Origin of the sequence: Nocardia xishanensis NBRC 101358 (assembly GCF_001613365.1) — a bacterium.
Classification (GTDB): Bacteria; Actinomycetota; Actinomycetes; order Mycobacteriales; family Mycobacteriaceae; genus Nocardia; species Nocardia xishanensis.
On record NZ_BDCF01000086.1, the window covers coordinates 1 to 13,638 of the forward strand.

Annotated in this window: 1 protein-coding gene; it reads left to right on the forward strand. The window is 69.7% G+C overall.

Annotated elements, in window-relative coordinates:
• A partial coding sequence (locus NX1_RS33930) for a Fic family protein (protein ID WP_157120362.1) occupies nt 1-13,638 on the forward strand: 13,638 nt, incomplete at both ends.

Below are 13,638 nucleotides of genomic sequence, written 5' to 3' on the forward strand. Positions count from 1 at the left end.
GCTCGCGGCGACCCGTCCCACCTCGACGCCCGCGCTGCCTTTCGCACCTGAAAGTGCGGCTTCGGGCCGGGACGAGGGCGCGAGTACGCCCACTCGGCCGGACCCGTCCGCCGACGGTGGCGGCCGGAAACCACCGCAGGGACCGCCCGCGCCGCCGACCCCCGATCCCGAGGAACCGGGGCGCGGGCCCGACGTCGAGATCGCGCGCCGCGTGACCCAGCGGCTCGCGGCGGAGAATGCCGCTGCCGTCAGGGAATTGGACGCTGCGGACGTGGCCAGGAACGCGGCGATGGAAGGCCTGCCGGTCACCCACGACGAGCTGGGGCCCTATCCGGAGCAGGTCGCGAACACCGTCGACCGGTTGCATCGGGCGCACCCCGACCAGGCCGCGCGCATCGAGGAACTGCGCGAAGCCGCTCTGCGCTACCTCGCCGCCGAGTCCGAGGTGGCGGTGCTGGACGAGGCGCTGGCCCGCGCCATGCAGCGCGAGGCGCTCGCCGAGGAGGGCGCGGGCCGCATCGATGACACCATCGGCATCGTGGCCGGTGAGCCGCCGCGCATCGTCGTGGTGGGCTGGCAACCGCCAGGAAACGTGCGCGCCCAACTCGAGGCCGAGCAGCCAGTGCTGCGCCCGCTGCTCGCGCGGCCGGAAGTGGTGGTCACCCACATCGAGATCACCACCCTCGACGATGGACGAATCACCCACCGGCGCATCGACTTCGCCTCCGAAGGCCCGGCAGCCCCCACACCGGACCAGCGCGACCCCGGCGAACGTCAGTCGCCGCGCCAACGTGCCGAGGAGCGGTATCAGCGCGCCCTCCGCGACGCCCACCGCCAGATCGGCCATCCGCCGCAGGGCGATCCGCGGACCCAGGTGTGGCCTGGTGGTGGGCATTCTCAGCAGGGGTCGTCTGATCCTGTTGCCGAGAGTGATGATTCGACGGTTGATCTCGCTCGGCCGGAGGATCCACGGACCACGGTGTGGCCGGGCGGTCGTCAGCCGGAGCAGGCTCCGCCGCCGGGTCCTGTTGCCGAAAGCGGTTCGAAGCACCTCGGCCTCCCAGCCGACGAATCGCAACCGCAGGAGCAGGACTACGACGCGAGGCATCGTGCGTCGCAGTCCGATTCGGTGGAATCCGAAGGTGCACAGCCTCGGACAGCGGATCCCGCGTCGGGCCATGCGGAACCGTCTCAGGGCCACGTCGCCGCTCCCGTTGGGGAGATCGAGGCGATCATCGCCGAGCGACTGGCGGCGCTGGGGATCGATTCGGAGGCTGGACGTCTACTGGAGGCCGGCCTGCTGATCGAGGAGCGGTATCTGGCAATCGCCGTGATTGCCGGGCAGCCACGACCGGAGGTTGTCTTCGGCGAGCAGGCTTGGGCGGGCCAGCTCGGGGCTCGACTCATTGCCAGGCAGCACGGAAACCGCGACCTGACAGTCGATTTCATGGTCGAGCTGCACGACAGACTGACGATGTCGACACGATCGGAGGGCATCGATGAGTCCGGGGAGCCGCTGCCGCGCGTAGGCGTGCTGTCGGAGGAACTCACCCCGGAGCAGTTCGACGCCATTGCGGAGAACCCGTCGCTGACCTACCTCCCGCCTCCCGCCGGGCCGGGTGACTTCGGGGTCATCGTCTATCCGGACTTCACCTCGCAGGACGACGTTCGGCGCGCACTACAGGAACTGTGCGACTGGTACAACGCGGCCAAGAGTGCGCCCGACCACGACCCGTTCGCGATCGCCGCGGAATTGCAGCGCAGGTTCGTCTCCCTCCATCCTTTCGAGTTCAACGGCCGTGCTTCGCGGATCCTGATGAACTGGTCTCTGGAGCAGGATGGCCAGTACCCCAGCGCCATACGAGATTTCGATGCCGATATCCTCACTCCACTTTCGGACTGGGTGGAAGCCGTTCGGGCGGGAAGTATCCGATACAGCGAGTGGGTGAGCAGGCTCGCTGAACACGGGTCGACCATCGACGGTGTCGCTCTGTTCGGACTCGAGCGTGAGCAGTCGCGTTACGAGCAGATCGGCGGCGAGACCGCACCGTTCGTTCCCGGCCAGCGCCATGACCGCGCACGATTCGCGCAGTTGCTGCAAGCGGTCACCAGCAGCGATCCAATGGTCGATGACGCCGACGATATGCTCGCGCCGCCCGACGCGGTCAGTGGTACCGATGCCGAGCTCGCGGCTTGGGCAGCGACTTTCGATGATCCGCAACTTCGGTACCTGATTGCCGAGCGAAGTGAGATCGCCGCCGACCTGGTGGCGGAGTTCCACCGTGGTGAGGCGCCGACGGCCGCGCAGATCATCGGTACCGCGCGGGAGTTGAACGCGTACGTGCGCGAGGCACTCGACCGACTGCCGACCGCGCCCGGCTCCCCTGACCCCATTCCCGGTGACGTCGAGGGAATGTTGCGCATGGTGGAGGCACTGGCCGACCGGCGCTCCGACGTCCACGACCTCCATGTGGCCCTGACAACCCTGCATGAGCTCACGCGGATCGTTCCCGGCAACGCTGCGGTGACTTCGCAACGTGGCACGTCTGTCGATGGCGCGGAATCCGAAGGCACACGGACCCGGACGCCGGATGCCGGCGAAGGCTCGGGCAGGCATCGTGGTGAGCCCGCGGACGAGTCGGTGCCGCGGGAGCAGGACTACGAAGCCAGGCATCGTGCGTCCCAGTCCGATGTGGCGGGTTCCGATGACGCACAGTCTCGGGTGGGTCCGGGCGAGGGCGCGGGGCGGCATCGTGGTGAGCCTGCGGACGAGTCGGTGTCGCGGGAGCAGACCTACGAGGCGAGGCATCGTGCGTCCCAGTCCGATGTGGCGGGTTCCGATGGCGCGCAGCCTGGGACGCCGGATGCCGGCGAAGGCTCGGGCAGGCATCGTGGTGAGCCCGCCGACGAGTCGCAACCACAGGATCAGGACTACGAGCCGAGGCATCGTGTGTCGCAGTCCGATTCGGTGGAATCCGATGGCGCGCAGCCTGGGACGCCGGATGTCGACGAAGGCTCGCGTAGGCATCGTGGTGAGCCCGCGGACGAGTCGGGTGCGCAGCCCGACTACCAGGAGAGGCACCGCAGGGATCCCGCGGAAGCGTCACAGCAGCAGGTCGAGGGCGGGCATGCGAAGCTTGGCGTGCCGACGCCCGAGTCGCAGCAGCCCGGTGAGCAGCCGAAGGCTGAAGAGTCGGGCGAACAGCCGCAGGGAGAGCAGTCAGGTGAGCAGCCTGTGGCCGGGCTGCCCGGTGGGCAACCGCAGACTGCGCATTCGGGCGAGCAACCGCAGGCTCGGCAGGGTGCGCAATCGCAGGCGGAACAGCCGGGCGAGCAATCACAGCTACCGCAGCAAGCTGCGCAGTCGCCGGTCGGCGAGCCCGCGGCTGATCCGTTGCCTCCGGAGGTGCGGGAGGCCCTGGATCGGCTGCGCGCGGAGCGGGCCGAGGCCGTGGCTCGGCGTGCGGAGTGGGACGACATTCGGCGCGTGCGGGCGGAGGCCCTCGACGCATCGGACGCGTCGACCGTCGATGCCCTGGCAAGGGCCGCGCAACAGTTCGACGACGCGGACGCGGCGGTGGTCGAGCTCGACGCGGAGATCGCCGAGCTCGAGCTGGCGAACACACCGGAGGGCGTGTACCGGCAGCTGATGCGCGAACGCGCCGTGCTGGCACGAGAACGCGAATTCTGGCGCGCCAAGCGCGATGACAGGTATTCGCGTTTCAGCGATCTCCCGCTGCCGTTCGGCGATGCCGCGCGGGCGCTGAACCAGTCCAATCTGGCGCGCACCCTGGAACATCTGGAAGCGAGCGTCGCCAGGACCAGGAGCATCGCGGGCACCGGCGAAGAGGCCGGGTATGTGGCCAGCGAGCAACTCGACCCCGGCGAGATCGCGCGTCGCCGCGAGCAGATCTTCAAACTGCACGATGCCGCGCTGCGGTACAACCGGGTGCAGGCGGCGCTGGCAGAAGTGGATCGCCGGATCGCCGCGCTCGGCCGGGTCGGTGTCGGTGAGCCGCAAGCGCTCTCGCAGCAGGTGCGCGCCGAGGTCGATCGCCTGGCCGGGGAACGCGCCCGCGAGGTGCTCGACTCCAAGCCGTGGCGGCAGATGCGCGCCGATATCGCCGCGCGCCTGCGGGTGAACGAATCCGATCTCGGCCCGGACGCCGCCGCACTGGACCGCGCGCTGGCGGAAGTGGCGGGCCGGACGGTCAGGGTGGACGAGCTGGCCGAGCGCGTCCGCAATATCGATCTGCTGCGCGACGCCGCGACACGCGTGAACGAGGCCGACCATCGCATCGCCCACATCCAGGGCCGGATCGCCGAGTTGGCCGGAGCGGGAAGGGATTTCCTCGCCGCGGAGGGTGCGCGTCAGGTCACCGAGCGGGTCGGGTTCGTCGACGGCGACCCGCAGCGGATCATCGTGATCGCGCCGCGCGGCACGCTCGACGCGCCGCGTGCCGATCACGATGCCGCGCTGCTCGACGCCATTCAGCGCGATTCGCGCGTGGCTCGCGCGATGCTGTCGCGGGAGACGACGATCGAGTACCGCGAGCTCGTGGCCGAACTCGATCAGCCGGTGACGACCAGGCGACTGCGTTCGCCCTCGCGTGAATACATGACGCTGGGCCCCGAGGACGCCCCGGTCCTGCGCCGGGTGCGCTGGCAGTCCGGTGAGCCCGATTCGGGGACCTGGCACGAGGTGAACCCGCAGCGCCCCGGGTGGACGACCAACCGCAAAGGCCCGACCACCCCGAAGGAGTTCAAGGAGCGGGATCTGCCCGAGGGCGTGAGCGGTTGGGCGACCAACCCGTTCCAGGCGGCGGTGGTGGATCCGTTCGTGGACAACGGACCAGGCGTCAACAAGAGCCTCCTGCCGACCATCCCGGGCGGCGATCCGATCTACCCTGGTCAGACCTACGAGCTGCCCTTCGCCGACGTCTTCTACCACTTCATGCGGTTGACCTTGGAGCCGGCGAAGCTGTTCGGTTTCAGCTGGTACAGCGATTCCGCGCATCCCGGCCGGATCTCGCCCGGATTCAAGGGCCATCCCTGGTTCAGGAAGAAGGGCGCCGACGTCCAGCCGATGGCGCGCGAACCCGAGCGCGCCGAGCGGGAGCACGCACCCGGTGAGCTGGAGGGCTACGAGCGAAAGCAGGACGACCAGCAGCGCGCGTGGAAACGGGTGCAGGACTGGGCCACCGAGCAGTACCGCATGTTCCGAACCTCCGATGGCGATGTCGACCGCATCGCGGCCAATCTCGCCGCCCGCCCCGAGTTCGAGGGCGCCGCGCGCGAGGTGCGTGCGGCGGAGATCGTGGATCGGATCGCGAGCATCGTCGAGGACTACATGTCGGCGCGCATCGAGGTCACGACTCGCACACCCGACGATCCCGGCCCGGATCTCAGCGCCGTCGTCGCGGATCTGACCGGCACCCTGCGCAGCGAACAGCCCGGCGACGCGGCCAGATTGGTCGACGACATCCGCGAGGCGTTGCTCGGCCTGAAGCCGGACCGGGCCGCGATCTCGGCCGAGGTCGCGGTGCGTCTGGACAACTCGGTCAAGGCGTTCACCCGCGAGCAGATCGCGCAGATCAAGCATCACTACATGGAGGCCGTGTATCGGCGGGCGCTGCCCATCGACGGGTCGCCTGCGCGCGTGCGCCTCGACGAGGTCGCCGATGTCGCCGAAGCCTGGCTGCGGTTGATCGGTGACGAGGCCAGGCCGGAAGACGTGCTGATGTTGCAGGACGCCTTGGCCGAGTCGAACTTCTTGCTGGCCAACGACTACGTGTCCTGGCGCGACGCCAACCAGTACGCCATCCGCATCGGCTTCGACTGGGATTCGGTACGGCCGCCGCTGACCGACTGGCGCAAGGGCATCAGGTACGCGCCCGCCCCGCTGCCCGCCGACGCGCCGCTGCCGCCGCGCCCGGACACCGACGACGACGGCCCCGATCCACTGCCGCCCGGCCCCGGCTCCGGTCCGAACAGCCCGCCCTCGCTGCCGCCCGGCCGGTCGCCAGGCCAGCTGCCGCCCGCACCGTCACCGGACGATGTGGCGACGGTGCCGCTCGGCAGGCCGATCGGCGCGGACGACCCCACGGTTCGGTTGCCGGGTCCGGATGGTTCCGAAGATCCGACAGTCGAGTTGCCGAGTCCGTTCGGTGTGGACGATTCGACGGTTTCGTTGTCGGGTGCGGTGGGTTCCGAGGATTCGACGGTCGAGTTGCCGGGTCGGTTCGGTGTGGACGATTCGACGGTTTCGTTGTCGGGTGCGGTGGGTTCCGAGGATCCGACGGTCGAGTTGCCGAGTCCGTTCGACGCCGAAGAGCCGACGGTCCCGCTACCGAGTCCGGAAAGTGCCGAAGAGCCAACGATTCCGTTGCCGAGTTCGACAGGCGCACACGATCCGACGGTGCACCTCCCGGGTCTGGGCGGCATCGACACCCCGACCATCGATCTCCGTCACCCCGGCCAAGCGAGCGGCGAACCTTCGGCCCCCGGTCCGCAAGACCCGGCGGACCCGCGCGAGTCGACCGCCGACGAGAGCGCGAATACGCAACGGACACAGCAGATCCCGTCGCAGGATGGTGGTTCCGACACCCCGACCATCGACCTGGGACGCCTGGGTCCGCAGGCCGGCGAGCCCGCGCCGGGTCGGCAGGCTCCTGGTGATCCGCGTGAGTCGAATTGGCGCGCTGGTACGGATACCGAACGGACACAGCCGATCCGGTCTCAGGAGGCGGCGCCCGACGATCCGAACAGTGGCCCTTCGGACGATGGTGGTGTCCCACCGGGCGACGGTCCGAACCAGGATCCGACCGCCTCCATCGGCGACAACCCGACCATTGATCTGCGTCGTGGTGCCGACAGCGTCGAGCGCGACGCGGATGGCCGGCCGGTGGAGCCGCAGGGTGGCGCACGTGCGGAACAGAGCGACACCACGCGGCCTGTCCGTCCCGACCAGGCGGACAACCCTGAACAGGGCGGCTGGACCGAAACCTCGGCGGACCGCTACGAGATCGACAACCCGCAGTTCGGCGCGCGCCTGCGGTACGGGTTCGAGAACTGGGACGCGGTGGTCGACGGCCTCACCCCGCACGAGCGCGCGGTACTGGAGCGCATCACGTCGCTGACCGCGGACGGCAGCACGTTCCGCGCCGCGATCGACGCCGCCTTGCGCGGCGAGGCGGAGCTCACCCCCGAATTGGCCGAGGCCGTGGACATTCTCGACGACGTCCTCACCCGCCTGCGCCTGCCCGAGACCGCGGTGATGACCTACGTCCGGCCCGAGAACCCGCTGGACATGTCCAGCGACGTGATCGGCTCCCTGCACCAGATCGCGGAGTTCCCGCAGCTGGCGCTCGGCGAGACACCCCCGATCGACGGCGGCCGCTTCCATCTCGAACTGACCGTTCCCGCAGGCACGCCCGCCCTGTTCATGAACCGCTTCCTGCCGTCAGGCATGCCGGTCCCGGTCATGATGCTCGGCCGCGGCCTGAACTGGCGCGTCGACTCCGTCCGCAGCCTCGGCAACGACGGCCACTGGTTGATCCGCGCCACCGTCGTCCCCGCTGTCCATCAACCTGATTCCCAGCCCGTCAACGAGTTCACGCGCTCGGAATCCGCGGAGCGCCCGCCGTCCGGGAAGTCACTGCGGCAGCGGATCAGAGAACGGTTCGGCAGGACACGAGCCGAAGGGGACGCGGCCGTCTCGCCGGCCGAGCCCGATGCGGGCGGTGACGGGAAGAAGCCGCCACAGGCGCCGCCGCTGACGGCTGCCGAGCCGAACGACTCACGCGATGAGGGGGATTCGGCGGCTCAGCCGCCGCAGCTGAGCCCGCCGGAGCCGGTGGCCGAGGACCCGGGTGTACCGCCACTACGGCTGACGCCTCCCGATCAGGATCCTGAGCCCTACGCCGAGCCTTCGCCTCGCGCGATCCAGCGGCCGGATGCGCCGCCCAAGGACGAGTGGTCGCGGCGCGATATCCCGGAGATCGTACGGGTACTGAGCGAACGGCACGGCGTCGATCTGCTGGGCGAGCGACGTGCACTGCGAGTGCTCCGCTTCGATCTGAATCACCTCGATCCCGAGGTGCTCCGGGAGTACGCCAGGGCGATCGACGACATGCTCAGGAAGTACCCGGGCGCGCCGGTGGCGATCCTCGATGTCCTCGCGGTGCACCACCATCGCAGTGCCTTCGCCGCGACGCAGTGGGAGCCCGAGAACGGCGGCGCCCGAGTCATTCTCGACTATCAACTGGCCACCAGTGCCGAACTGTTCTGGGCTGCGATGAGCATGGATGTCGCCGGCGGGTTCAAGCATCCGAGCGTGGAACGCAGGCCGGTGTACGGCGCTGTCGTCCACGAGTTCGGCCACGTGCTCGACTTCCTGTCGTCCGAGGAGACCCGCGCGACGATCGAGGACATCCTGCGGCGCCGCTACGAAGAGGAGTTCGCGGCCGCGCACCTCGCCGCGGGCGGAGAGGGCTACCACACCTGGATTCGGCAGCTCAGCGGTTATAGCTTCCACGACAACGGCGAGTTCAACCCGGGCGAAGCGATCCCGGAGGGATTCGCCGAAGTCGAACTCGACGGCGATGCCGCGAGCGAACCGGCGCGTGTCATCCACGAAACCCTGGTCGCGAACGCACGACGCGCCCTCGCCGAGGGGACGATCCCGCAGCCGCCCTCCCAGCTCGCGCCTGGACCCGATGCGGGCGGTGGCGGACAGAAGCCGCCGCACCAGCCTCCGGTGGGCATGCCTGAACCGGGTGGGCCGAACGGCGACGGATCGGAACCGTCTGCGCAGCAGCCTGATTCGAATACCGATTCCGACTCGACATCGCAGCAGGGCGCCGAGCCGAGCCGCAGCGAGATCGTCGTCGCCGCCCGTGACGATCTCGCCGCCGAACCCTCCGGCGATGACGCGGAAAGCGCTGCCTCGATACCGGATTCGGATGCCGGACAGCCCGCGCAGGAACCGCAGCGGTCGTTGACCCGCGGGGAACATGACCAGCTCGATCGACTGTTGGCCGAACGCGCCGTGGCGGTCTCGCGCCGGGAGCAGTGGCGCGACATCCGGCGGATGCGGGCGCAGCACCTGCCAGTGAATGTCGACGTCGATCTCACGCGAGACGCGCTGGTCTCGACGATGGACGAACTGCGCGGCAAGACCATGCGCGTCGACGAGATGCAGGCCCGGCTCGCCGCCATCGACGCGCTGGAACAGGCCGCCGAACACTTCAACGACGCCGAGCACGACATCGCCCGGCTCGACGACGAGATCGCCGCCCTGCGCGACGGGACGTCCCAGGACGAATACGAGGCCCTGGTGCGTGAGCGCGCCGCGGCTGTCGCCGAGCGAGAGTTCTGGCGCGCCAAGCGCAATGACCGGGCCTCGCGGTTCTCCGATATCCTGCCGACCCTGCGCGGAGCGGACGACTCGCTGGGCACGGACCTGGCGCCGACCTTGGAGCATCTGCGCGACGCGCTGATCGGCCAGCGCACGATCCTGGGCGTCGGCGAGGACTTGCCCACGGAGACACCGGAATTGGTGGGCGAGGCGGAGCTTTCGCACCGCCGCCAACAAGTGTTCAAGCTGCAGCGGGCGGCCGAGGAATACGAACGCGCGGCAGCGCGGGTCGCCGAGATCGATCGTCGCCTCGGCGAACTCGGCAGATCCAGCGCCGAGGTCGAGCCGACGCTGTCGCATGAGGCGCGCACCGAGATCGACCGGCTGGCACGCGAACGTGCGCGCCAAGTGCTCGCGGTCGAACCGTGGCGCGGGATGCGCGAAGATCTGGCGCGCAGGCTGCGCGTGAACGAGAACGAACTCGGTCATGGGCAACTCGACGAGACCCTCGCGGAAGTCGCGGGCAGGACGATCGAGGCGAGCCGGGTTTCCGAACAGGCGCGCAACCTGAATCTGCTGCGGGAGGCCGCGGAGCGGGTCAACGCCGCAGAGAACGCGATCGATCGCCTCCAGGCCAGGATCGCCGAATTGGCCGGCGCGGGTCGGGCATTCCTCGACGAGGCGGGCGCGCGGCCCATCGTGCCGCGCGTCGGCCTGGTCGAGGGTGACCAGCCGCGGATCATCGTGGTCGCTCCGCGTGGTGGATTCGACAATCCGCGCGCCGATCACGATGCGGCGCTTGCCCGCGCGGTGCGGGAGAACGCGTCGGTCGCGCATGCGATGACGCGCCACGAGACCACGGTCGAGTTCCACGAGATCATCGCCGACCGCGGCGAACCGGTTCGGTACCGGCGCATGGGCGGGCCGCGACGCGAGTTCCTCGAGATCACCGGGTCCCGGCCGCTCGACCCCGGTGTGCTCCTGGTCCGGTGGTTCGACGCTGCGGGCAGGCCGCACGAGGTGCGCCCGGACCGCCCGAGCTGGCGGACCAATCGTGACGGCGGCACCGTGCCCAAGACCTTCCATCCGCGCGACCTCCCCGAGGGCGTCAGCGGTTGGGCGGTGAATCCGTTCCAGGCGGCGCTGGAGGATCCGTTCACCGACGACGGGCCCGGCGTCAACAAGGATCTGCTGCCCGCGATTCCCGGCGGGGATCCGCTCGAGACCGGTCCGACCTACGAGGTGCCGTTCTCCGGCCTCTTCTATCACACGATGCGGTTGATTCTGGAGACGGCGAAGCTGTCCGGATTCACCTGGTACGGCGACAAGAGCCATCCCGGTCGGATCCGGCCCGGCTTCAAGGGGCACCCGTGGTTCCGGAAGAAGTCCGCCGACGTGCAGCCGATGGCGCGCGAATGGAATGTCCGGGACCGGTTCGCGCTGCCGGAGAACGAGCGCTGGTATCGGGCGAGTCAGACCGCCGAGCAGCGGGCGTGGGAGCGGGTCCAGCGGCGCGCCGAACTGGAGTACGAGCGATTCCGCGGCGACGACAGCGATATCGACCGGATCGCCGACCAGCTCGCGCGCAACCCCGCCGCCGAAGGGGCCGCGCGCGCGGTGCGGGCAGCCGAACTCGTCGCGCTGGTGGACGGACTGATCGAGGACCACATCGAGGGCCTGCCGACCACGCGCAGTCCTGGTCGTCCCGGGCCGGACCTCACCGCGGCGATAGACGAGATCACCGGACACTTGCGCAACGAAAAGCCCGGTGACGCAGAACAACTCGTGAACTACATCTACGAGGAGCTGACCCGCGGCACCGAGGTGGACCGAAAGGAGCTGGCGGGCGAGGTCGCCGGCCGCCTCGACGATTCGGCGCACGCGTTCACCAGGGCGGAGATCGCGCAGATCAAGCACCATCTGATGAACGCCGAGTACCTGCGCACCGATTGGCGCACCGGCGTGGTCGTACGGCAGCGGCTCGACGCGGTCGTCGACGTGGCGCTGGCGTGGCAGCGCCTTATCGACGGCGAACCGAACGACGCCGACATCCTGATGCTCCAGGATGCGCTGGCGGAATCGAACTTCCTGAGCCGAAACCCGACCGCGTTCTGGAACCTCGCCAACGAGCACGCCGTTCGCATCGGCTTCGACTGGAACTCGCACCGCCCACCGTTCACCGACTGGGCCCAGGGCGCCAAGTACGCCCCGCCACCCCGCGAACGCGAGTACTCGCCATACGTCCTCCCACCGCGCCCGCCCGCCACGGAGAGCAACACGGCCGCACTGCCGCCCGCCGAGCCGCCCAGCCCGGACGAGCAGAGCTCGGAGGATTCCGGACCGGTCGATCCGCGCACCGTGTACTGGCCCGGTGGACCGGTGACCGAATCCGACGCGAACCAGGGCATCGGCGCCTCGCGGCCGGAAAGTGGTTCGTCGTCCGGTGATCAGCCGGTTGATCCGCGTACGGTGCATTGGCCTGGAGGTGTGTCGGAGTCCGAATCCGGTGTTGGCCGGTCGCGGCCGGAAGGCGGCGGGTTGTCGGGCGATGAGCCGGTCGATCCCCGTACGGTGCATTGGCCTGGCGGAACGGTGGCCGAGTCCGGCGCGGATGGGGGCGTCGGTGAGTTGCTGTCGGACGGTGGTTCGTCGTCCGGTGATCAGCCGGTTGATCCACGTACGGTGCATTGGCCTGGAGGTGTGTCGGAGTCCGAATCCGTTGTGGGCCAGTCGCGGCCGGAAGGCGGCGGGTTGTCGGGCGATGAGCCGGTCGATCCCCGTACGGTGCATTGGCCAGGTGGTGCGCCGGAATCCACTACGGGCGGCGATGATCAGCTGCCTGGTCAGTCGACGTCGCCCGAACCTCTGGCCTCCGGCCGACAACGCGGGCAGACAGCCGAGCAGTCGGACCCCGTCGATCCGCGCACCGAGTACTGGCCCGGTGGTAGGCCGGAATCTGAGACGAATGCGGATGATCAGCCGCCCCGGCGCGATGAAGGGGACGACTCCGGCGCGGCTGGTGCACCGTCGCGCCCCGACCCAGTACCCGATTCCGACCCCGCCGGTGCGGCACGGTCGCTGCCGAACGCTTCGGAACAGCCCGAGCCGGTCGCGGAGACGCCGACCTATTCCGACCCGAGCGGATCGGACCCCGGCGATACCTCGAAACCTGTTCCGGGACAACGCAGCGAGAGCAGTGCGGAGACTTCTCGACCGAATACCGGCACCAGCCTGTCTCGTCCGACGACCGAAGGGCCGACTCGCCCCGCGACCGATGCCGATTCGGAGACCGACGAGAACCGGTCGCAGCCGGATGAGGCGGGCGCCGAGTCGGAAAGAGGTGCCGCCGAAGGTACGGTCCGTCCGGATACCGCTGGTGGACAGTCGCTTACCGAGACCGGCGACGACTCGCCGGATGCGGGTGTGTCGTCCCCGCCGGTCGCGGAGCGGACCGCTCGCCTGGAAGGTGAGGACGGTCGCCGCGCCCCGGAGGGCGGAGCCCGATCTGCGGACGGTGAGCGGACTGCTCGAACCGAGGGCGGCTTGTCGCGGCCGGAGGGTAGCGCTGAGCGGTCGGGGCCGGAGGCTGGAACGCCGTCCGAGGATGGTGTGCAGTCCGAGAACGATCGAGGTGAGGGGGAGAGAGCTGCTCGGCCCGAGGCCGAAGGTGATGCGGGACAGTCACGGCCCGAAGGCCGAACGCAGTCTGAGGGCCCTGCGCGTTCTGAGGACGGTGGCCGTGCTCCGGAGGGCGGAGTCCAATCTGCTGACGGTGAGCGGACTGCTCTGACCGAGGGTGGCTTGTCGCGGCCGGAGGGTAGTGCCGGGCGGTCGCGGCCAGGGGTCGGAATGCCGCCCGAGGGTGGGGCGCAGTCGGAAGGTGGTGTGTCGCCCGACAGCGGTCGGCGGCCTGACAGTGATGGAGGTCGGCGGGAACGGACCGCTAGCCCCGAGGGCGAGGCTGACCTGTCTACGACCGAGGGTGGCGAGAGGCAGTCGCGGACCGACGGCGGATCGCGGCCTGACGGCGGTGTGCGCTCCGATACCGGCGGGCGGCCCGAGGGTGATGAAGGTCGGCGGCGGGCCGAGGGGGAGCGGCGTCCCGATGATGGCAGTACACGTCGGAGGCCCGACGGTGGTGCGGCTGCCGGGCTTTGGGCCGGAAGTGGCGCGGAGGACGATCGCGAGCCACGGATGACGCCGCCGGTCACGCCGTTCCCTCAGGTTCCGCCGATGCCACAGCCGCCGCGTCCGCCGGTGCCGCCGGTGCCGCCGGTGCC